Below are 20,643 nucleotides of genomic sequence, written 5' to 3'. Positions count from 1 at the left end.
GGAGCCGCTATGGCCGACACATCCTTTGACGTCATCATCATCGGCTCCGGCCCCGGCGGCTACGTGACCGCGATCCGGGCCGCGCAGCTCGGCTTCAAGACCGCGATCGTGGAGAAATCCTATCTCGGCGGCATCTGCCTGAACTGGGGCTGCATCCCGACCAAAGCGCTGCTGCGTTCTGCCGAGATCTACCACTACATGCAACACGCCAAGGATTACGGGCTGTCGGCCGACAACGTCTCGTTCGACCCGAAGGCGGTGGTGCAGCGCTCGCGCGGGGTCTCGAAGCGCCTCAACGACGGCGTCGGCTTCCTGATGAAGAAGAACAAGGTCACGGTGATCTGGGGCGATGCCACGATCGACGCGCCCGGCAAGATCACGGTGAAGAAGTCGACGGTCGAGGCGCCGAAGGGTGCGAGCGGCGAGGGCACCTATCAGGCCAAGCACATCATCGTCGCGACCGGCGCGCGGCCGCGCGTGCTGCCCGGGCTCGAGCCCGACAAGAAGCTGATCTGGACCTATTTCGAGGCGATGGTGCCGGAGCGGATGCCGAAGTCGCTGCTGGTGGTCGGCTCCGGCGCGATCGGCATCGAGTTCGCCTCGTTCTTCCACACCATGGGCTCTGACGTCACCGTGGTCGAGGTGCTGCCGCAGATCTTGCCTGTCGAGGACGCCGAGATCGCGGGGCTGGCGCGCAAGCGGTTCGAGAAGATGGGCATCAAGATCATGTCCTCGACCAAGGTGACAAAGCTGGAGAAGAAGGCCGACAGCGTGGTCGCGACCATCGACGACGGCAAGGGCCAGCCGCAGACCAAGGAGTTCGAGCGCGTGATCTCGGCGGTCGGCGTGGTCGGCAATATCGAGAATCTTGGGCTGGAGAAGCTCGGCGTCAAAACCGACCGCGGCTGCATCGTGATCGACGGTCTCGGCAAGACCAACGTGCCCGGCATCTACGCGATCGGCGACGTCGCGGGACCGCCGATGCTCGCGCACAAGGCCGAGCATGAGGGCGTGATCTGCATCGAGGCGATCAAGGGCCTGCATCCGCATCCGATGGACAAGCTGCTGATCCCGGGCTGCACCTACTGCAACCCGCAGGTCGCCTCCGTCGGCCTCACCGAAGCCAAGGCCAAGGAAGGCGGCCGCGAGATCCGCGTCGGCCGCTTCCCGTTCGTCGGCAACGGCAAGGCGATCGCGCTCGGCGAGGACCAGGGCCTCGTCAAGGTGGTGTTCGACAAGAAGACCGGCCAGCTGCTCGGCGCGCACATGATCGGCGCCGAGGTCACCGAGCTGATCCAGGGCTATGTCGTGGCGATGAATCTGGAGACCACGGAGGAGGAATTGATGCACACCGTGTTCCCGCATCCGACCCTATCGGAAATGATGAAGGAAGCGGTGCTCGACGCCTACGGGCGCGTGCTGAATATCTAGTCTCTGCTCCGTCATCCTGAGGTGCTCGCGCAGCGAGCCTCGAAGGATGCACGGCCCGGATCGAGCACCGAGGCTCGTCGCCCTTCGAGGGCCGCTGAAGAAGCGGCCACCTCAGGGTGACGGGTCAGGCAGCAAAGAATTCGCAAAGAACAAGAAGGATCAGAACCCGTGAAAGACAACGACAACCTCACCATCGAACGCCCGACCTTCGTGACCCATCTCGAATGCGCGATGGAGGGCGATCATTATGCGGCCGATCAGGTGCACAACCTCTCGAAGGCCGGTAAGCCGCTCTTGGTGCGCTACGATCTCGCCGGGGTGAAGAAGGCGCTGACCAAGGACGCGCTGGCCGAGCGCCCCGCCGACCTGTGGCGCTACCGCGAGCTGTTGCCGGTGCGCAAATGCAAGGACATCGTCAGCCTCGGCGAAGTCACGACGCCGCTGATCCGGCTGCCGAGGCTTTCCGCAAGGCTTGGCGGCGGCGAGATCATCGTCAAGGACGAGGGGCGGCTGCCGACCGGCTCGTTCAAGGCGCGCGGCCTCGTCATGGCGGTCTCGATGGGCAAGGCACTCGGCATCAAGCACATGGCGATGCCGACCAACGGCAATGCCGGCGCGGCGCTCGCGGCTTACGCGACCTCCTGCGGGATCAAGACCACGATCTTCTGTCCGGCGGATACGCCGGAGGTGAATGTCAGCGAGATCGAGCTGCAGGGCGCCACCGTCTATCGCGTCAACGGCTACATCGACGATTGCGGCAAGATCGTCGGCGAGGGAAAAGCAAAAGTCGGCTGGTTCGATACCTCAACCCTGAAGGAGCCCTACCGGATCGAGGGCAAGAAGACGATGGGCCTCGAGCTCGCCGAGCAGCTCGGCTGGGACGTGCCCGACGTGATCTTCTATCCGACCGGTGGCGGCACCGGCTTGATCGGCATGTGGAAGGCGTTCGACGAGCTCGAGAAGATCGGTTTCATCGGTTCGAAGCGCCCGCGAATGGTCGCGGTGCAGGCCTCCGGCTGTGCGCCGATGGTGCGCGCCTATGAGGCCGGCACCGAGCATGCGGCGCGCTGGGAGGACGCTCACACCATCGCCTCGGGCATCCGCGTGCCGCAGGCGATCGGCGACTTTCTCATCCTGCGGGCGGTGCGCGAGAGCAAGGGATTTGCGATCGCGGTCGACGACGAAAGGATCACCGCCGCCCTCAACGAGGTCGCGCGCGAGGAGGGACTGTTGCTGTGCCCCGAGGGGGCTGCGACCTATGCCGCCTACAAGCAGAGCCTTGCCGACGGCCGCGTCACCAAGGCAGACCGCGTGATGCTGTTCAATTGCGCCAGTGGTCTGAAATACCCGCTGCCGTCGGTGACCCGCACGCTCGACAGGCACAAGCCGATCGACTTCTCGCAGTTCTGACGCCTCATCCGAAGGGCCATCTTGTTGAAAGGTGGCCCTTCAAAAATGATACGACAAGGAAGATTGAGGGGAGCGCGTGATGCGGAAGCTCGTTCTGGCCGTGCTGGCGATGTTGGCGTTCTCCGGGAGCGTTTCGGCGGAATCCTGGCCTGCGCACCCGATCACCATCGTCGTGCCGTTCGCCGCCGGCGGTCCGTCGGATGCGATGGCGCGCATCCTCGCCGAGCGCATGAAGCAGTCGCTCGGCGAGGTGGTTCTGATCGAGAACGTGACCGGAGCGGGCGGCTCGCTCGGCGTCGGCCGTGCGGTGCGCGCGGCGCCCGACGGCTACACCGTCTCGTTCGGCCATCTCGGCACCCATGTCGCGAACGGCGCGATCTACAAGCTCGGCTACGACCTCGTCGATGATCTCGAGCCGGTGGTGCTGCTGCCGAGCAATCCGATGATCATCGTCAGCAAGAACGCCGTGCCGGCGAAGTCGCTGAAGGAACTGTTGGAGTGGCTGAAGTCGCGACCGGCGCCGCCGACCGCGGGCACCGCCGGCGCCGGCAGCGGCAGCCACATCGCCGGGCTCTATTTCGAGAACGTCTCCGGCATCAAGCTGCAATACGTGCCGTATCGCGGCACCGGGCCGGCGCTGAACGACCTCGTCGCCGGCCAGATCGATATCATCGTCGACCAGACGTCGAACTCGATCAACCAGGTCCGCGCCGGCAACATCCGCGCCTATGCGGTCACCGATTCCAAGCGGGTCGCGAACGCGTCGGAGGTCCCGACGGTCGACGAGGCCGGCCTGCCGGGCTTCCACATGACGCTGTGGTCCGGCCTCTGGGTGCCGAAGGGCACGCCGAAGGAGATCGTGGACAAGCTCAACGTCGCGGTGATCCAGGCGCTGAACGATCCCGCGGTGAAGAAGCAGCTTGAAAATCTCGGCTTGCAGATGCCGCCAAAGGACCAGTTGAAACCGGAAGCACTCGGCGCCTGGCAGAAGGCGGAGATTGCAAAATGGTGGCCGATGATCAAGGCCGCCAATGTGAAGGTGGATTGAGGTTACAAGGGTGCCGTTGGATGGCTTGGCAGATGTTGCGCAACTACTTCCGAAGCGCTGTCCGGGCGGCCAATCTGATTGCCTACGGTCTCTCGATTCTCATTTTTCATAGTCTTCAGCCCGTCGCCGCAAAGGCCTACAACGACCTTTGCGCGAGCCAGGGAATGATGTTTGGTGAGGGACAATCCGTCAGAACGCTCGTCCTTGCAATGATCGTCATTGCAATGCCGGTTCTTCTCGCCCGCAGCAAAACTCTTGTCGTATCGAACTTGATTATGGGACTGATTACCGTCGCGGGGGCCTCCGGATTGCTCTCAACCGCGGGAGACACACCATACGAATGCTTCACGACGAGCGGCACCTATGAGGATCATACGTCCGGGTTAGACGGATTCGGCTTTTGGTTCATATTTGTCCTCGCCGTGTCGTACGTTCTCTTGCTTGTCGATTGGGGGATTTGGGCATCGAGGATGGCTATCGCCAAGTGGTGGCCGATGATCAAGGAAGCCAATGTGAAGGTGGATTGAGGGTGGTCTCTCCGCGTCGTCCCGGCCTAGCTAGTGCGCAATTGCGCACGGAGGCCGAGATCCAAACGCCGCGGCCGACGTAAGGGGCAATTGGCTCAACAATTTGCGAACAACTTACAAGGGTGGCTATGCGCCCCGGCCTTCGCCGGGACGACGCTGCATTATTGCGACGGCATTGCCCCAGCCGGCGCCGCGTTGCTCTCCTGCGTCACGACGCGCTCGCCGCTCTTTGCCGCCAACGCCGTGCCTGCGTCCTCGAACCGCGCCTGATAGACCGCGAAATTCTCCATCACGCGCTGCACGTAGTTGCGCGTCTCCGAGATCGGAATCCGCTCCACCCAGTCGACTGGATCGACCTTGGGATCACGCGGGTCGCCATAGGCCTTGATCCAGTCGCGGACGCGGCCGCGGCCGGCGTTGTAGCCGGCAAAGGTCATGATGTGGCAGCCGCGATATTCCGCCAGCAGTGCACTCAATTCGGCGGCCCCCATCTGGGTGTTGTAGACCGGATCGGAAACCATCCTGCTCCAGTCGTAGCTGACGCCGAAACGCTTGGCGGTGTCGCGGCCGGCTTCGGGTGTCACCTGCATCAGGCCGACGGCGTTGGCCGCCGACTTGTCGCGCTGATCGAACGCGCTTTCGGTGCGCGCGATCGAGTAGGTCATGCTGCGCCCGATATCGGGGGCGATCGGGGTGTGCTTGGGAATGCCGATGACCGGGAAGGCGTAATGGTCGAAGGCAAAGCCGCGCGCCAGCGCAATCTTGCCGATCTGCAGCATGGCGCGGGCATCGTTGCGGCGGCCGGTGAGCTCGCCGAGCGCCTCGAGCATCCCGACATCTGCGCTTTCCTCGGCGAGGTCGGCAGCGAAATAGAGCACGATATCGGGCTCGCCGATCGCGTAGAGCATGTCGGCGGCACGCACGCGCTCGTCGGCTGCGATGCTGCCGGCGCTGGCCGCGGGCGAGGGCGCGCGCAGCTCGATGCCGTCACGGCCGAGCTTGGCCAGCGCGAGCTGACCGTAATAGGCGGTCGGGTAGCGCGCCGCGGCCTGGTAGTCGGCCCGCATCGCCACGCTGTTGCCGAGCGCCTCGGCGGCGCGACCGCGCCAATAGGCGGCGCGCGCCAGCACGGTCGGGTTGGTCTGGCCTTCGTCGATCCGCGCGAAATGCGCTGCCGCGGTCCTGGCATCGTCGAGATAGCGCAGCGCGATCCAGCCGCGCATGAAGTGCATGTCGGAGCGGTAATAGGGATTGTCCGGCGCCGCCGCGGCGCGGATGACGTCGTAGGCCGCCTGGTACTCACCCTGGTCGAGCAGCTTGCGGGAGAGGATGCGGCGCTCGCGCCACCACTGGTCGGTGTCCTGCTGCGCCATCGTCTCGGGCGCCGCCGCAATCGTCACGCGCGCCGCATCGTCGATCCGGTTCTTCGCGAGCAGCCACTGGATGCGGCACAGCGTGTAGCCGAGGTCGCTGCGGGCGTCCGCCGGCACATCGTTGAGGGCGTCCTCTGCCTTGCTGGATTGCCCGCGGATCGCGCCGCAAGCCTTCACGATGGCCAGCTCGTCGCTGCCGAGGTGCTGTGCTGCGCGCCGCGCGCCGGCAAGATCCTTGGCGCCGATCCGCTTGTCCATGCGCGCGCGATGATCATCGCGCGTCAGCAGGTCCTTGAATGCGTCGTAGGCGTCGCTCTCGGTACGGTCCAACAATTCTTCCGAGCGCCAGGCCTCGCGCACCAGCCGCGCGGCGCCGTCGCGATCGCCTTCGGCGAGCAGCGTGCGGGCGAGCGCGAACTTGCCCTTGGCGCTGATCGGCTGATCGAGCGTGAAGCCGTGCACCGTGGCCGGATCGCTGCGCTCCTGCCACATCCGCGCTTCAGCCCGTTTGCGCAACAGCGTGACGCTTGGCCAGTCCGGGTTGGCCGTGACGAATGCCGCATAGCGGCTGAACAGCGCATTCGACTCCGAGTGGCGCAGCAGATACCACTCGACGAGCTTCCGCCCGACGGGATCGGTGATCTTTGCCTGGATATCGGTCGCGTCGCTGGTCTTGCCGCGGCGCGCCACGACGATCGCGTCCCTGACCGCGGCGAGATCGCCCGACAATTGCGGCCCGGCGGGCTTTTCCGGCTCGGGCGCCTTGGTGGTCTCAGCCGATTTGGACGAAGCGGATTTGGCCTTCGCTGATTTACGCTTGTCGGCGCCATGCCTGGCATGGCGCCGCTTGCCGGCAGCGCTCTCGCGCGTCGCCTTGGCGCCGTGCGCCTTCTTGTCCCCATGGCCGCTCTTGGCCTGGTGCTGATGATGCGGTTTGGCGCCTGCCTCAAGCGGAAGCAGCGCGAGCACGGCCACCGTGGCGAGGCACGCCAGCGGACGTAGGCAACGGTTCATTCCCTGGCCCCCCTGAAACGATCAGGCACAAACGGAACGCGTCGTACGCGGCACATCCGCCGCAGATTACTACCACCCTCGATTCTCGAGTATTAACGCTGCCGCAACTCAACAGGGAAAACGCGGCAAAATATGGCATACAGCGTGTGGAACCCTGCGGGAACCGGGGTTTTGCGGGTCTTTTTAAGGGGCCGAGACGCCAGTTTGACCGGTCCCAGCAGGGATATATTCTCGCCAAACGTGCGGCGGGGCGCTTTCTCATGTCAGATCTGTCCTTTCAGGCCGGTGCGTCATGACGGCTCGGCTCAGAACCATCCTGGATGACGGGCGCTATTTCGAGGGCCCGCGCTGGCATCGCGGGCGGCTCTGGTTCGTCGACTGCATGGCGCGGATGCTGCTCAGCATCAGCCCGTCAGGCGAACGCCAGGAGCATGCGGCGGTGACCGACGACACGCCGTGCGGTCTTGGCGTGCTGCCTGATGGCGACATCGTCGTGCTGACGATGTTCAGGAAGCGGCTGCTGCGGTTTTCCGGCGGCGCGCTGTCGCTGTATGCCGATCTTTCCGGGATCGCGACCGGTACGATCGATGACATGATCGTCGACGGGCAGGGCCGTGCCTATGTCGGCGATCTCGGCTTCAATCTACCGCCGCCGGAGGGCCGCGGCGCCGTCGGCCGCATTATCCTGGTGATGCCCGACGGCGGCGCCCGCGTCGTCGCCGACGGTTTGCGCTTTCCCAACGGCATTGCCGTCTCCTCTGACCATCGCCGGCTCGTCGTCGCAGAGATGGACGGTGCCGGTCTCGCCGACTACGACATCGCGCCGGACGGCGGCCTGAGCCTTCGCGGGCGGTTCGGTCGCGTCAATGATCCCGACGGCATCTGCCTCGACGGCGACGGCGCAGTCTGGGTCGCGTCCTTCACCGAAGACGCGTTTGTCCGGATCGATCTCGATGGTGTCGAGCGTGCGCGCATCGCGGTCCCCGGCCGCCGCGCGCTCGCCTGTGCATTCGGCGGCACGGATCGCAGGTCGCTGTTCTGCCTGAGCGCGGAGACGTCCTACGAGGAGCTGCGGAAGGGCAAATCGGTGTCGCGGATCGACGTGATCGAGGTCGATACACCGGGCGACGGCTATCCCTAGCCGAGGCGAGACTGTTTCTTCTTTTGCTTCTCTTTCTTCTTCAGGATCTCGGCCTGGCTCCTGAAGGCGCGGGCCAGGGAGCGCATCTGATCGGCGACGATTGCGTCCGCGGTCGCCGATGCGACCCGCTCCGCGGTCTGCGCCTGCTTGCGAATTGCCTTGGCCATTTTCATGAAGGAACCAATCGCCCTGCGTCGTCCTGGTTCCCGCGCCAGCGACGGCCTGTTGCGGCCTTGAGTTTTGTTCTTGTTTCGTTCATAGTGAGGCACTCCGGGAGAATGCCATGGACGCCGAGCGAGATCGCGAAATCATCAGGCTGTGGAATGAACTCCGCCGGCTGCAGCGCGAGGGACGTCCGACGGCGTTGCTGGTCCGCCGGATCGAGCAGGCTCTTGCGGCACGCGAGCAGGAGGCGGCCTGAAGCTCCCGTTTGACGCGATTGCTTCAGGCGACCGGTCTAGCGCCCGCCGTCCGGCCCCATCACCAGATTCGGCAGCCAGGTCGATATCTCCGGGAAGAAGCACAGCATCAGCACGGCGAACATCATCAGCAGCACGAAGGGCAGCGTGCCCCAGATCACCTCGCTCAGCGGGATGTCGGGCGCGACGTTGCGGATGACGAAGATGTTGAGGCCGACCGGCGGGTGGATCAGGCCCATCTCCATCACGATGGTCATGACAACGCCGAACCAGATGATGTCGAACTCGGCGGCGCGGAGCGGCGGCAGGATGATCGGCGCGGTCATCAGGATGATCGAGACCGGCGGCAGGAAGAAGCCGAGCACGATCACCATCACGAGGATCGCAAACAAGAGCTCCCAGCGCGGCAGGTGCATCGCGACGATCGCCTCCGCCGCCGATTGCGAGATGTGCAAATAGCTCATCACATAGGAATAGAGCAGCGACATGCCGATGATCAGCATCAGCATGGTCGACTCGCGGATCGTCGATTTCAGTATCGGCGACAGGTCGCTCGGTTTCCACACGCTGTAGATCACGGCGATCAGCCCGAGCGCCAGAAGGCCGCCGAGGCCGGCGGTTTCCGACGGCGTCGCGTAGCCGCCATACAGCGCGATCATCACGCCGGTTAGCAGCAGCACAAACGGGATCACGCGCGGCAACGCGCTGAAGCGCTCGGCCATGGTGAACTCGTCGCGTTGCAGGATCGCGGCATCCTTGCCGGTCGCGTCATAGACGGCGCGGGCCATGGCGTATTCCTTGCGGAAGCGGAACACGGCGTAGAGGCCGAACAACGACACCAGCAGCAGTCCGGGGCCGATGCCGGCGAGGAACAGCCGTCCCAGCGATTTCTCGGCCGCGACGGCGAACAGGATCATCGTGATCGAGGGCGGCAGCAGGATGCCGAGCGTGCCGCCGGCGGCTATGATCCCCGCTGCAAAGCCGCCGGAATAGCCGCGCTTGCGCATCTCGGGAATGCCGGCCGAACCGATCGCCGAGCAGGTCGCGGGCGAGGAACCGGCCATCGCCGCGAACAGGGCGCAGGCGAACACGTTGGCGACGCCGAGCCCGCCGGGCACGCGGTGCAGCCAGGCATGCAGCGCCGAGTAGAGATCCTGGCCGGCGCGGGATTTGCCGATCGCCGCGCCCTTCAGGATGAACAGCGGGATCGACAGCAGCGTGATCGAGGCCATCTCCTCGTAGACGTTCTGCGTCACCGTATCGAGCGAGGCCGCCGGCATGTAGATCGCCATGAACACGACCGCGACCGCACCGAGCGCGAACGCGATCGGCATGCCGGAGAACATCGCAAACAGGGTGGCAAGCCCGTAGGAGATGCCAATACCAAACACGGTCATCGGCGCGCGCCACCAGTCAGCGGAATGAGGATCTGCAAAAGGAGCTGCACGCAGAGCAGCGTCATGCCGAGCGCCATCAGCCCATAGGGGATGGCGAGCGGCGGCGACCACATCGAGTTGGACACCTGGCCGTCGACATAGGCCTCATGCGCCAGGGTCCAGGATTTCCAGGCGAAGAAGGTGCAGAACGCGAAGCTCGCGACGTCGACCAGCCACAGCCTGATGCCGTTGGCGCGCGCCGAGAGCAGGCCGACGAACGCCTCGATGCTGACATGACCGCGCTGGCTCTGCACGTAGGCCGAGGACATGAAGGTGGCGCCGACCAGCAGGAACACGGCGGCCTCGTCCTGCCAGTAGTTCGGGCTGTGGAACAGGGCGCGGCCGAGCACGCTGTAGCTCAGGATCACGCAGGCCGCGATCAAGGCGAGCGCGGCGAACACCACGATGATGTTGTTGCAGACGGACAGCGCACGCCCAAGCATCGCCACGGGTGTATGGCCCGTGGCACTGCTTGGGGTTTCGGCTTGATCCGCGGCCGGACCATGCATCATGCGGCGACGTCGCTTGCGAGCTTCAGCAGGTTGGCTGATGTCGCCGTCTTGGCACCGTAGTCCTTCCAGGCGGTGTCGCGCGCGATGTCGCGCCACTTGCCGACGATGGCGGCGTCGAGTGCGCTGACCTTGGCGCCGGCCCTCTCATAGACCTTGGTGACTTCGGTATCGTCGTCCTGCGCCCCCTTGCGGCCGAACGCCTCGAGCTCGGCGCCGACGGCGAGGATGACGTCCTGCTGGTTCTTCGGCAGCTTATCGAAGATCGCCTTCGACATCATCAGCGGCTCCAGCATGAACCAATAGGAGGCGCCGGCGCCCGAGGTCAGCGACTTCGCGACTTCCTCGAGGCGGAACGAGATCAGGCTGGTGGAGGAGGTGATGCCGGCATCGCAGGCGCCGGTCTGCATCGCGGCATAGATCTCGTTGGACGGCACCGACAGCACGGCGGCGCCGGCGGTCTGCAGCACCATGTCCATCTCGCGCGAGCCGCCGCGCACCTTGAGGCCCTTGGCGTCCTCGGGCGCCACGATCGCCTTGGAGCGGCTGGCGACGCCGCCGGCCTGCCAGACCCAGGAGATCAGCAGAATGCCCTTGTCGGCGAGGAAGTCGCTCAGCGCCTTGCCGACCGGCTCCTTCTTCCAGCGCAGGCCCTGGTCGTAGGTCGTGACCAGGCCCGGCATCAGGCCGATATTGGTCTCCGGCAATTCGCCGCCGGCATAGGGCATCGGATAGAGGCTGAGATCGAGCGCGCCCTTACGCATCGCCGAGAACTGCGCGTTGGTCTTGATCAGCGAGGAGTTCGGATAGACTTCGGCAGTGAGGTCGCCGCCGGAGCGCTTGGCGACCTCGGCCGCGAACATCCGGCACAGCCTGTCGCGGAAATCGCCCTTGTCGATGGTGCCGCCGGGGAACTGATGCGAGATCTTCAGCGTGGTCGCGGCATGCGCAGTCCCGACACCCATCCGCAGGACGGCGGGGGCGGCGAGGGCGGAAGCGAGGACGTGGCGGCGTGTGAGCATGGTTGTTCCCCTGAAGAGCTTCTTGAGTGGCTGTTAGGCCGGCGCGGAGCTTTAGCTTAGCCGGTCTTCGCGTGAAACTTCTCTAGTCTGATAGTTCGAGGCGCCCCGATAGTGCGGGCCGACAGGCGGTCGCAAGTCGTCAGGCCGCAAGTCTTGCAGTTGCTGCGGCGCACACTGCGCTGCCGCAGCGTCGCCGCCCGATCCTCGCGCGATGAGCGTACGCGCCGGTGTGCTTCAAGAATTTGTTATTGGAGGTAACAACCGGCGGCGCAAGCGCGTCGAGGAGAGAGCGGCAAGTCGTCGCGCTCACATTCGACCACACAAGGGATCATCAACATGACCACCAAGACCCGCCTCGGCCTTTCGGCCGCGTTGCTCTCGTTCAGCCTCGCGCTGGCGCCCGCTGCCTTCGCTCAGGACAAGATGGGCAAGGACGACGCAATGAAGAAGGAAGGCACGATGTCCAAGGATGCCATGAAGAAGGACGATGGCATGATGAAGAAGGACGACGCCATGAAGAAGGATGGCGGCGCGATGATGAAGAAAGACGACGGCATGAAGAAGAACTGACCGTCGCCACCGCTCATCCTTCACAGGCCCGCCGTCGTGGCGGGCCTGGTTACGCCTCAGCGCTTCTTCTTGCCGCGCTCCTTGCGCGCAGCGTAGCGGGCGTCGCGCTTGGCCTTCTGTTCAGCCTCGAGCGCAGCCAGTCGTGCGGTTTCCTCGTCCTTCTCCCGCGCAATGCGGATGGCCTCGGCTGCGGCGGCCTCTTCCTCGCGGCGCTTCCGTTCGGCCTTCTCGATTTCACGGGCTTCCCTGGCCTTCGCGCGGCGTTCGGCAATAGCCGCGCGCTCATCGGCCCGTGCCTTCACGGTCGGATCGTCAGCGCCCGGCTGGGTGCGAAACTTGTTGAGGAGGTTTTGCCGCGCCTGCAAGGCCGCTTTCTGGCGGTCGGCAAAACCCGGTTCCTTGAAGCCACTCATAGAGGAAGCCTGCTGCTTTCTGTTCGTTGATGGATGGGGTTCGGTTCGGCGTTCAATAAGTGAATGGCAGCGAAAAGGCCAGTGGTGAACGAGGGGCTGTGGAGCAAAGGAGATATGAGCGGACAGCAAATGGCCGACGGTGGTGTTTGCGCCCGGCTGGCGGCCGGCGTGGTGAGTGGTTGGTCACCGAACCTGCCGACAGGCCTAGCCGCGCTGAAATTGCTCGCGCCGGCCGTTGCCGAGCACCTTGGCGACCGTCTCGGCGGTCATCGCGCTCCGGTCCGAGGCGCGCTGCGCTTCCAGCCTGTCGCGCGCCTTTTCGGTGATCAGGAGGCTGATCAGCCGCAGTCTGCTGGTCTCGTCGACAGCTTCCAAGAGCAGCTGCCTGTAACGCTGATAATCGTAACTCGCTTCTTGTTCGCTCACCGGCACGCCCCGCACACCGCTCCACTCAGCGAGCAGTTTTTCGCGAGTCGCGCCAGCCCGCAATGGAATTGCAGGCCCGATCGCTGCCGGCGCGCATTTCGTTGTGCGACTGTTGCAGAATTGATCGCACGCAACCGTGCAAACGGTCATGATACGGGCGATGGCAAAAGGGAACCGAAGCGGCCATGAGCGAATCCGAAGACGGAGGTAACCGCCGCGGGGCGCTGATCGGACTGCTGGTCGCGGTGGTCATGCTCGCGGTCGGTCTCTGGCTTGCGCATGACCTGACGGCGGCGAGCAAGATGCAGGACTGCCTGATGTCGGGCCGGACCAACTGTAATGTGATCGAGCCGGTGCGCTGATCCTGCCTTGCGGCAGTGCAATATCGCTCCCACATCAAGCCCAAAGATTCGGGCTGAACTGTTTGGTCCTGATTGTGATTCCGGTCACACGCGGGCAGGCGGGCTGCCTCGACTCCCAGAGATCGGCGGGAACCAAGGCCATGATGTCCAAGCTGTGGTCCGGAACGGGCGCGGCACTGGCTGCCGCAGCCGCGGCGGGTGCCGTTTTGGTAGCGTATCTATCCCTGACGCTGGCGTCGCCGGAACCGGTGTCGAGCGCGGCGCTCGGGCCGGCGTGGCAATGCAGCCGGGTGGCTTTCGTGCTGACCACCTGCATGCGGGCGGACGAGGATGAACAAGAGGCCAGGGGTGAGCGCGAGGTGAAGGCTGAGCGTGAGGTCAAGACCGAGGGCGAGGTCAAGGCGATCCCGGTGCGGGCCAAGGACGATTGTCCGCCGGAACCCTAGATCTTTGTTTCTGACGCGCCGTCTTTAAGCGGATCGGTGCCCATTTCGCTCAAACGCGCTCTGGCCGGCCGGGCTACGGCCGCGGCCGTATTTCAAACTATTTCTTGGTGGCGCCACGCGGCTTGATGGAGAGGCCAAGGCGCATCGCCATCTTCTTGATGCGCTCCGGCGAACGGCCGGTCGCCTTCACGACCTCCTCCAGCGACTTGGAGGAGCGCGCCAATTCCATCAGTCGTCGGTCCTCCTTGAACGACCACCGCGGCTTTCGGGCCATCTTGTTGGTATCCTTGTGCATTGCTGGGCAACAAAGCCGCCAGGCGGGGTCGCCTGACGGCCTTGCCGGTGTGGGCCCGGACCTTGGGGAAATGTCCGGTGGATAAGCAATACTGCTTCCGGATCAGGTCGCAATTGAAACCGAAATTTAACCTAACCTATCAAGGTTACTTGCAAGGATACTTGGATAGAGCGTGGCAGGAGGCCTTATGCGCAAGGTCGCCATTTTGAGTGCCGCAGCATTTTTACTGTCCGGTTGCTGGTCCGACCCGGAGGTCACGGGATCGACCAACAGCTGCGCGGCCAATCTTTATAGTCAGTACAATCCCAAGGTCATGGATCAGTGCGTCAACGCCTGCATCAAGTGTGACCATGGCAACGTCACGACCTGCACGACCTCCTGTACGCTGAAGGGCGCGCGGTAACCGATCCGCGCACGCACCGACGCGAACAGGGCCCGGCGGTCGCATGCGCGCGTTCGCGTGATCGCGTGGCTGCGCGATCTTGGCGCGCCTTGCGCGGCGTCTTGAACGCCGTTATCGCGTCTGTTCGGCGGCGTCATCGCCGAGCCGGAAACCAAGAGCGTGGAACAGAGCGCGATGAGCGGGCCTTCCTATGTCGCGGTCGATTGGGGCACCAGCAGCTTCCGGCTCTGGCTGATGAGCGCCGGCGGCGAGCTGTTCGGCGAACGGCGCAGCGACGAGGGCATGACGGCGGCCGCCAGGGCCGGCTTTGCGTCGGTGCTGCAATCGCATCTCGATGCGCTGGGCGCGGCGGCCAATCTGCCGGTCGTGATCTGCGGCATGGCCGGCGCGCGGCAGGGCTGGGTCGAGGCCGGCTATGTCGACATACCGGCGCATCTCTCCGATATCCTCAAAGGCGCCGTCGTGGTCAGGGGGCAGCCGCGCGATATCCGCATCCTGCCTGGGATTGCACAGCGCGATGCTGCGGCACCCGATGTGATGCGTGGCGAGGAAACCCAATTGCTTGGCGCGCTCGGTCTGGATGCGCCGGGTGAGGCCCTCGTTTGCATGCCCGGAACCCATTCCAAATGGGTGCGCCTGCGCGGTGGAACGGTCGAGCGCTTTGCGACCTTCATGACTGGCGAGTTGTTCAGCGTGGTTGCGCGCGATACCATTCTGTCGCATGCCGTCGCCGGTGCGGAAGAGGCCGTTGATGCCGATGCGTTCCGCTCGGCCGTCGTCGAGGCGTTCGCAACGCCGGCGCTATCGGCCAATTTGCTGTTTCGGGTGCGATCCCGGCAGTTGCTGTTCGGCGGCAGCGCGCAGGCGGCCCGTGAGACGATCTCCGGCACGTTGATCGGTGCCGAGCTGGCGGCCGGCCTTGCCGAGCGGGAGCCAGCAACGCCGGTTACGCTGATTGCATCGGGCCGGCTGCAACGGCTCTATCGGATCGCGCTCGAAAGCCTTTCGATTCCGCTCAACGTGATGGATGCGGAGGAGGCGGTTCGCCGTGGCCTCGCCGGCGCCGCGGCGGCGATCTGGACCAATTGAGGGATCAACGCATGAGCATTCCGTTTCCTCCGATGAAGCGTCCGCTGGTCGCGATCCTGCGCGGCGTCAAGCCGGACGAGGCTTTGGGCATCGTGAGCGCGTTGCTCGAGGCTGATATGACCGCGATCGAGATTCCGCTGAACTCCCCCGAGCCGTTCCGTTCGATCGAGATTGCGGCGAAGCGGGCGCCCGCTGATGTCCTGATCGGCGCCGGCACGGTGCTGACCGCGGGAGACGTCGATCGTCTCCATGACGCCGGGGGGCGCCTCATGGTGTCGCCGAACGTCGACGTCGACGTGCTGGCGCGCGCCCGGCACCACGCGATGATCACGATGCCCGGTGTGTTCTCGCCGACAGAAGCGCTGCTCGCCGCACGCACGGGCGCCTCGAGCCTGAAGTTCTTTCCGGCAAGCGTGCTCGGCGCTTCCGGCATCTCGGCGATCCGCGCCGTGCTGGCGCCGGATGTGATGCTCGCCGCCGTCGGCGGCGTCTCGGACCAGAATTTCGCGGAGTATGTGAAGGCGGGCATTCGCGCCTTCGGTCTCGGCAGCAGCCTCTACAAGCCGGGCATGACGGCCGCGGATGTTGCGGTCAGGGCGAAAGTCACGATCGAGGCGTATGACAGGGCCGTGCAGGGCGCTAGCTAGGCCCGGTCCGTAGTTCTTGACCGCGGGCTAATCGTCGCGCTTTCCGCCATCGATCACCCTGAAAAGCGGGGCTGCCTCGCGAGGATTCTCGAGCAGCTCTTCGACCATGGCGATCGCGGCCGCGACGTATTTCCCGGTCGCGGCGTCCAGCGGCCGTTCGGCTTCGTCTGCCAGCGCGAGCTTGGCGCCTTCGAGCAGTTTGCGGGTGCGGATGGCGGACTCGTCGCCGGAGGTCAGGGCGGCGCGCGCGATCGATCGCAGCACGAACAGCTCGCCCTCCAGCCGCAGCAGGCGGTCGTTCAGCTTGCTCAGTACAGTATTCAGGTTCCGCATGTCGTCCTCTCCGGGCGTTGGACCCGTCTTCCATACACGGTCATTCCTGACGAAATTCTTGTGCCGGCCACACACCATTTGGTTTGTTGAACGGCGTCGCCGGCCACCCCATGTTCCCGGCGGCCCTGGCAGGAGCTGTCGTCCGGCGGAGTGGTTTGTGGATCACGGCGAATAGCCCTAGTAGAGTGTCCGCGGTCAGGCGCCCCGTGGGCGCACCCGTTTAGGAACGACGAAGGAACGCATATGAAGATTGCCGTCGAAACGACCGTTGCCGCGCCGATCGCAGATGTCTGGCGCGCCTACACCACGCCCGACGACATCAAACAGTGGAATGCGGCCTCCGACGATTGGCACACCACTGCTGCGACCGTGGACCTGCGCGCCGGTGGCGCATTCTCGTCGCGGATGGAAGCCAAGGACGGCAGCATGGGGTTCGATTTCGCCGGCACTTACACCAAGGTCGAGGCGCCCCGGCTGCTGGAATATGCGTTCGGCGACCGCACCGCGCAGGTTGCGTTCACGCCTGAGGCGGGCGGCGTCAAGCTGCAGGTCAGCTTCGACGGCGAGGATACCCATTCGGTCGAGCAGCAGCGCGGTGGCTGGCAGGCGATCCTGGATAATTTCAAGCGCTACGTCGAGGCAAAGCAGCGGTCCTGATCCGGCCACCGGAGGCGACGTGATCGATGCAGCAAGGGTCTGGCAGCTTGCGCTGCCAGCGAGATCGAGGGACGGACCACCGGATTCGAGACGTCGGTGATCGTCGTCGACGTCCACGCCTCCGACCACTTCGTCACCGAATGGCTGGTAGAGGAGGCGGAGCGCCGGCAGGGCCAGGTCGCAGCTCCGCGCGAGAGGACGGCATGATCCTGAAACGACCGCGCGCGACCATGCCGGCGGGGATCCGTCGCGAACTCGACGCTGCAGGTCTGACGGAGGCGTTCAAGCAACGTCCGCCGTATCAACGCAATGACTATCTGCATTGGATCGAACGCAGTGTGCGGGCTGCGACCAAGCGCAAGCGGATCGACCAGATGCTGGAAGAATTGAAAGCCGGCGGGGTCTATATGGGAATGGCGCATCGGCCGAGCAACCGGGCGAGGTGATCGTTCTCTCGGGCGCGGTCGCGATGATCGTCAGGAGCAAATGCGATGCGTTGTATCTTGGCACTTGGCCTACTGGTCATCCTTTGCGTGTCGGCGAGCGCCGCAACACGGCGTCACTCCCACACACGCCAACCCGCAACTGTTCGTTCGCCCGCGGCTGCAACGCCGGCGGCGCGCTTCGCCGTTCCCGGCTGGAGTGACGAATCGACGCGCCAATGGCTCGACCGCGCGTCGGAAAATGCCGGCCGAGGTGGATAGTGCGGCAACTCCCCGGAGCCAAGCTCAATCGGCGCCGTCGTCCTCGGTTCCCCGAGAGTTCGATGCCGAGCGGCCGCCGTACTGCCGGGAAACGCCCGCCGCCCTTCTCGCGCTCACGCCCTCGCTCTCACGCAGTTCCTTCCGTGCGCGCCGCGCGGTTCGCATCGCTCGCTTGATATTTGAATCGTGCGAGTCCTCGTCGAAGAAGAGGACGATCTCGCAGCTCGGGCATTGGCGCGAGTAACCGTTCTGCAGCCGCTTGGCGCGATCACGAAAGACGTTCTTGCAGCGTGTGCAACGGATATGGACGGAGTCTTCCATATCGACCCCAAAATATCGACGAACGATGAGAGCGCTGACAATCTCTTCAAGAAAGCAATTCCGGATTAAGAAATCACGAAGCACGCCGCCCAAGATCGCTGCGAGAATCGGAACCTGCAATGTGACGAACAGAATACGTTCGGCACTCAAGCGCTGTCGGAACTTTGTTCACGCACGGAGAACTACGGAAGCGTTGCGTGCGCTGAGTGATAAAGAACACGACGCGACTTCAGAGCAGACCGTGAACATCAGAAAAGAAAGGCCTCAGCGCGTGGGCCACGCTGAGGCCAAGTTGACACTTTGGTCGTGAGGCACCGTCACCGGTGCCTCGGTGCTTAACCTAGCTTCGTTTCTCTCCGGCCAAATGGCCCATATGGGCCATGATCGTTGGCACAAGACGTGCAAGCTTGGAGCTGTCAGGATTTTGCATCACCTTCCTGGGGCTAGGAGCATCGCCGTCCGCACATATTTCAAGCGGGCGGCGTTGTGCATTTCGGCGGCCAGTACGCGGCTTCGATCAGGATCAGCGATCCATCGGCCGAATTTCCAGGCTCTCGATTTTGACCGGCGGACTCGAGAAAGCATCCTCGTTCAACGGATGCAGCGTGATCGGCGTAGTCGTGCCGCCGGTGAGGACATTGTCACGCGCGCCGCTTTCGTGCGTGTAGCTGCCGGCGAGTTGGTCGAGCCCGAGCCACGGCACCGGCGCCATCACCTTCCAGGTCAGTGCGACTTCCTGGTCGCCGATGAAAATGCCAAGGTTGGGAATGGCTGCGACGTAGTGACCGTCCGGTGCGCTATCGGCCTGCAGCACGCAATCGAGATTGGTCACCGGGCCCAGGATGAAACCGGTATCGGGGCCGCCACGACACGCGAGCGTTCCGGCCTGCACCTGTTGTGCCTCGGCGGTTGCGATGGGCGTGGCCAGAACGGCCGCGCCACACACCGCAACGATGACCCAATGACCCTTTGTACGCATGGCGCTGTACAACGCGAAGGGACACGCAATCGGTCCGCGCTCTCGCGTGCGGCCTTCGCTGGTGGTTAAGGGATTCTTAGAATGGGGGGCGCCACGAAACTACGCCGCCGGGCTCGAAATGAATTGTCCCGACGGCGCCCTGTTTCAATCTGGGCCCGCAATCCCAGTCATATTCTGTCTGCGAGACTGGCGCCGAGGTTCGAGTAACCCGTATTCATACGGGCGTCAGCGTCTCGCGACAGTCTGGGGTTGGCTGCTGACCTTCTTGTGCCCCGGCGGAGGGCCGATGGTCACCCAGACCACCGCTGCGATTACCATCGCCGTCAGGATGGCGCCGGCCAGGGGCTGATCGTTGTCCATGCTCCGCGCCCGTTCAGATGTGATGCTCCAGCTTCCGCATCTCCTGCAGGCGAGCCAGGCAGAAATCCCGATACAATTCGTTGATGAAATCCCACATGACCGAATCCCCTTTTGGTGCAATCACGGGACGCTATCCCGGCTTTGTTTCCGGCCGGCTTCGCGGCGTCCGGAAAATGGCTTCATCGGAAGGGGAGTGAGGTGGCGATCCCGGCGGGATTCGAACCTGCAACCCGCGGAGTAGAAACAAACCGGGCGCCACGGCGACTGTCGCGACACCTCAAATCGTTAGCGCGCATCGTCCGTCGGTCCGGTGACTTTTCCGGGGATCGGGCGCCGTGCCTCCGCGCGATCTCCTCCTCGCAATCGGCATTGAGCTGCCGCGCCTGGCGCACTGCCCATGCCCGGTCACGCTCGCGGCGCGCGTCGCTCTCGCTGCAGTTCGCGCGTCCGCAGGTCAGGCGCCGTAGACGTCCTGATACCTGATCCGCGCGTGGCGCTCGCCTTCGTCGTCAATAAAGAGTGATTAGCGAAATCGCTCGCAGCCAAGTACTAGACGATCCGTCTAATTTAAATGGGTCTCGGTAAAATGCAGTGATTTCGGCTTTGCCGGAGTTCGGTCGCTGCCGAGCGCTGACGGATTGATCGAGACATCTTCAATAAACAACGTCCGCCGACTCCTTCGCGGTTGGCTGGTTTCCAACATGAGAGGTCACGTATGGTTCGCAAGATCGCGCTTGGAATGACGATCGCTCTCGCAATGGCTCTGACCGCTCCGGTGGCCATGGCCCAGCAGAAGCAACATGTCAGCTATAATACCCCGGCAACTCAGACGACATACACCCAACAACATGTAATCGATGTTGGCGATATTCCGGGACATCAAGCTCGGCTCTTCGAAATCCGGCGGATCTATGGGGACGATGCCCCCGTCATCAACGGGTCGAAATTGAAGGAGCAGTGGACGCGCGGCATGTCGGACTACATCGACAACAATGGTCCGGCCCTCATCTACAACGTCTGGATACTTGAGAATGGCGACAAGTTTTTTGTCAGGACATCTCTGGTCGCCCAAAGCAGTGGAGACGGCAAGCTTACAAACATGACATCGGGCGTCATTACTGGAGGCACAGGTAGCCTCGCCAGGATTCGTGGCATCATTAGCAGCCGTGGCCCGTCCGAGCCCAAGGCCGGCGTCAATGCCAATCAGACCGACATCGACTATTGGATGGAGTGAAAAGCTCTGCGCCACAGGCGATGGACCGGTGAGAAATTGCCGGTCCATTATGTCCGTTTCCATGATGTCTCCCC

General features: G+C 64.1%; 27 protein-coding genes. 15 read left to right on the top strand and 12 right to left on the bottom strand.

The window, feature by feature from the left end; genetic code table 11:
• Nucleotides 1–9 precede the first annotated feature (9 nt).
• From lpdA to ACVIGB_RS08750, 4 genes are all read left to right on the top strand, one after another.
• Nucleotides 10–1,431, top strand: coding sequence for a dihydrolipoyl dehydrogenase (gene lpdA, locus ACVIGB_RS08765; protein WP_456722966.1), 1,422 nt, complete (start codon nt 10–12; stop codon nt 1,429–1,431).
• A 168-nt stretch (nt 1,432–1,599) separates the two neighbouring features.
• The gene (locus ACVIGB_RS08760; protein WP_456722967.1) at nt 1,600–2,841 is read left to right on the top strand and encodes a threonine synthase; all 1,242 of its coding nucleotides are present in this window, start codon (nt 1,600–1,602) and stop codon (nt 2,839–2,841) included.
• Nucleotides 2,842–2,920: 79 nt separating this feature from the next.
• Nucleotides 2,921–3,889: a tripartite tricarboxylate transporter substrate binding protein BugD gene (locus tag ACVIGB_RS08755; RefSeq protein WP_456722968.1), complete on the top strand. Its 969-nt coding sequence runs from the start codon at nt 2,921–2,923 to the stop codon at nt 3,887–3,889.
• Nucleotides 3,847–4,416, top strand: coding sequence for a hypothetical protein (locus ACVIGB_RS08750; RefSeq protein WP_456749418.1), 570 nt, complete (start codon nt 3,847–3,849; stop codon nt 4,414–4,416). Before ACVIGB_RS08755 ends, ACVIGB_RS08750 begins: the two co-directional genes overlap by 43 nt.
• Before the next feature lie 161 nt (nt 4,417–4,577).
• Here ACVIGB_RS08750 and ACVIGB_RS08745 read toward each other — a convergent pair whose 3' ends face one another.
• Entirely contained in the window at nt 4,578–6,803 is a 2,226-nt protein-coding gene (locus ACVIGB_RS08745) for a lytic transglycosylase domain-containing protein (protein ID WP_456722970.1), read from the bottom strand.
• Between the two features lie 292 nt (nt 6,804–7,095).
• On the opposite strand from ACVIGB_RS08745, the gene ACVIGB_RS08740 reads away from it, so the two are divergent.
• Entirely contained in the window at nt 7,096–7,944 is an 849-nt protein-coding gene (locus ACVIGB_RS08740) for an SMP-30/gluconolactonase/LRE family protein (RefSeq protein ID WP_456722971.1), read from the top strand.
• On the opposite strand, the gene ACVIGB_RS08735 is transcribed toward ACVIGB_RS08740, so the two are convergent.
• Nucleotides 7,941–8,111, bottom strand: coding sequence for a hypothetical protein (locus ACVIGB_RS08735; RefSeq protein ID WP_456749131.1), 171 nt, complete (start codon nt 8,109–8,111; stop codon nt 7,941–7,943). The two genes, ACVIGB_RS08740 and ACVIGB_RS08735, sit on opposite strands and share 4 nt — an antisense overlap.
• A gap of 116 nt (nt 8,112–8,227) precedes the next feature.
• Here ACVIGB_RS08735 and ACVIGB_RS08730 point away from each other — a divergent pair, with 116 nt between their 5' ends.
• Nucleotides 8,228–8,365, top strand: a complete 138-nt coding sequence (locus tag ACVIGB_RS08730; RefSeq protein WP_158231348.1) for a hypothetical protein — start codon at nt 8,228–8,230, stop codon at nt 8,363–8,365.
• A 36-nt stretch (nt 8,366–8,401) separates the two neighbouring features.
• Here ACVIGB_RS08730 and ACVIGB_RS08725 read toward each other — a convergent pair whose 3' ends face one another.
• The 3 genes from ACVIGB_RS08725 to dctP are packed head-to-tail and all read right to left on the bottom strand — an operon-like array spanning nt 8,402 to nt 11,330.
• Complete coding sequence (locus ACVIGB_RS08725; protein ID WP_092114540.1) at nt 8,402–9,760, bottom strand: TRAP transporter large permease; 1,359 nt, start codon at nt 9,758–9,760, stop codon at nt 8,402–8,404.
• Nucleotides 9,757–10,308, bottom strand: a complete 552-nt coding sequence (locus ACVIGB_RS08720; protein WP_456725211.1) for a TRAP transporter small permease — start codon at nt 10,306–10,308, stop codon at nt 9,757–9,759. Before ACVIGB_RS08720 ends, ACVIGB_RS08725 begins: the two co-directional genes overlap by 4 nt.
• Nucleotides 10,308–11,330 (bottom strand): TRAP transporter substrate-binding protein DctP, encoded by a 1,023-nt coding sequence (gene dctP, locus ACVIGB_RS08715; RefSeq protein WP_456722973.1) that lies wholly within the window; start codon nt 11,328–11,330, stop codon nt 10,308–10,310. Before dctP ends, ACVIGB_RS08720 begins: the two co-directional genes overlap by 1 nt.
• 336 nt (nt 11,331–11,666) lie before the next feature.
• On the opposite strand from dctP, the gene ACVIGB_RS08710 reads away from it, so the two are divergent.
• Complete coding sequence (locus ACVIGB_RS08710; protein WP_092114537.1) at nt 11,667–11,900, top strand: pentapeptide MXKDX repeat protein; 234 nt, start codon at nt 11,667–11,669, stop codon at nt 11,898–11,900.
• 56 nt (nt 11,901–11,956) lie between these two features.
• On the opposite strand, the gene ACVIGB_RS08705 is transcribed toward ACVIGB_RS08710, so the two are convergent.
• Together ACVIGB_RS08705 and ACVIGB_RS08700 are read right to left on the bottom strand one after the other, a co-directional pair.
• Nucleotides 11,957–12,313, bottom strand: a complete 357-nt coding sequence (locus ACVIGB_RS08705) for a DUF6481 family protein (RefSeq protein ID WP_456722974.1) — start codon at nt 12,311–12,313, stop codon at nt 11,957–11,959.
• A gap of 204 nt (nt 12,314–12,517) precedes the next feature.
• On the bottom strand, nt 12,518–12,739 hold the full coding sequence (locus ACVIGB_RS08700; RefSeq protein ID WP_456722975.1) for a hypothetical protein: 222 nt from the start codon (nt 12,737–12,739) through the stop codon (nt 12,518–12,520).
• A gap of 185 nt (nt 12,740–12,924) precedes the next feature.
• Here ACVIGB_RS08700 and ACVIGB_RS08695 point away from each other — a divergent pair, with 185 nt between their 5' ends.
• Nucleotides 12,925–13,101 carry a hypothetical protein gene (locus ACVIGB_RS08695; RefSeq protein ID WP_456722976.1) on the top strand — a complete coding sequence of 59 codons (177 nt, stop codon included), beginning with the start codon at nt 12,925–12,927 and terminating at the stop codon, nt 13,099–13,101.
• Between the two features lie 140 nt (nt 13,102–13,241).
• A complete protein-coding gene (locus ACVIGB_RS08690; RefSeq protein ID WP_456722977.1) occupies nt 13,242–13,547 on the top strand; it encodes a hypothetical protein in 306 nt (101 codons plus the stop codon).
• Between the two features lie 97 nt (nt 13,548–13,644).
• Here the strand turns inward: ACVIGB_RS08690 and ACVIGB_RS08685 are convergent, their stop codons facing one another.
• Complete coding sequence (locus tag ACVIGB_RS08685; protein WP_171947593.1) at nt 13,645–13,821, bottom strand: hypothetical protein; 177 nt, start codon at nt 13,819–13,821, stop codon at nt 13,645–13,647.
• 208 nt (nt 13,822–14,029) lie between these two features.
• Between ACVIGB_RS08685 and ACVIGB_RS08680 the strand changes: the two genes are divergently transcribed.
• The 3 genes from ACVIGB_RS08680 (at nt 14,030) to ACVIGB_RS08670 (ending at nt 15,981) form a co-directional block, all read left to right on the top strand.
• Nucleotides 14,030–14,245: a hypothetical protein gene (locus ACVIGB_RS08680; RefSeq protein ID WP_050402491.1), complete on the top strand. Its 216-nt coding sequence runs from the start codon at nt 14,030–14,032 to the stop codon at nt 14,243–14,245.
• 174 nt (nt 14,246–14,419) lie between these two features.
• Entirely contained in the window at nt 14,420–15,334 is a 915-nt protein-coding gene (locus ACVIGB_RS08675; protein ID WP_456722978.1) for a 2-dehydro-3-deoxygalactonokinase, read from the top strand.
• An 11-nt stretch (nt 15,335–15,345) separates the two neighbouring features.
• Nucleotides 15,346–15,981 carry a 2-dehydro-3-deoxy-6-phosphogalactonate aldolase gene (locus tag ACVIGB_RS08670; protein ID WP_456722979.1) on the top strand — a complete coding sequence of 212 codons (636 nt, stop codon included), beginning with the start codon at nt 15,346–15,348 and terminating at the stop codon, nt 15,979–15,981.
• Between the two features lie 27 nt (nt 15,982–16,008).
• On the opposite strand, the gene ACVIGB_RS08665 is transcribed toward ACVIGB_RS08670, so the two are convergent.
• Nucleotides 16,009–16,314, bottom strand: a complete 306-nt coding sequence (locus tag ACVIGB_RS08665; protein WP_092114532.1) for a hypothetical protein — start codon at nt 16,312–16,314, stop codon at nt 16,009–16,011.
• Between the two features lie 243 nt (nt 16,315–16,557).
• Between ACVIGB_RS08665 and ACVIGB_RS08660 the strand changes: the two genes are divergently transcribed.
• A complete protein-coding gene (locus tag ACVIGB_RS08660) occupies nt 16,558–16,971 on the top strand; it encodes an SRPBCC family protein (protein WP_092114531.1) in 414 nt (137 codons plus the stop codon).
• 203 nt (nt 16,972–17,174) lie between these two features.
• Entirely contained in the window at nt 17,175–17,417 is a 243-nt protein-coding gene (locus ACVIGB_RS08655) for a YdeI/OmpD-associated family protein (RefSeq protein ID WP_456722981.1), read from the top strand.
• A 282-nt stretch (nt 17,418–17,699) separates the two neighbouring features.
• Here the strand turns inward: ACVIGB_RS08655 and ACVIGB_RS08650 are convergent, their stop codons facing one another.
• The 3 genes from ACVIGB_RS08650 to ACVIGB_RS08640 all read right to left on the bottom strand — a co-directional run bounded on the left by ACVIGB_RS08650 (nt 17,700) and on the right by ACVIGB_RS08640 (nt 19,335).
• Nucleotides 17,700–18,146, bottom strand: a complete 447-nt coding sequence (locus tag ACVIGB_RS08650; RefSeq protein ID WP_456722982.1) for a hypothetical protein — start codon at nt 18,144–18,146, stop codon at nt 17,700–17,702.
• 373 nt (nt 18,147–18,519) lie between these two features.
• Nucleotides 18,520–18,987, bottom strand: a complete 468-nt coding sequence (locus ACVIGB_RS08645; RefSeq protein WP_456749130.1) for a DUF992 domain-containing protein — start codon at nt 18,985–18,987, stop codon at nt 18,520–18,522.
• A gap of 213 nt (nt 18,988–19,200) precedes the next feature.
• Nucleotides 19,201–19,335, bottom strand: coding sequence for a hypothetical protein (locus tag ACVIGB_RS08640; RefSeq protein ID WP_276327610.1), 135 nt, complete (start codon nt 19,333–19,335; stop codon nt 19,201–19,203).
• A gap of 715 nt (nt 19,336–20,050) precedes the next feature.
• Here ACVIGB_RS08640 and ACVIGB_RS08635 point away from each other — a divergent pair.
• Nucleotides 20,051–20,569, top strand: a complete 519-nt coding sequence (locus tag ACVIGB_RS08635; RefSeq protein WP_092114527.1) for a hypothetical protein — start codon at nt 20,051–20,053, stop codon at nt 20,567–20,569.
• Nucleotides 20,570–20,643 lie beyond the last annotated feature (74 nt).

The sequence above is a fragment of the Bradyrhizobium sp. USDA 4341 genome (genome assembly GCF_054063755.1).
This window is presented reverse-complemented; position numbering and strand designations above follow the sequence as displayed.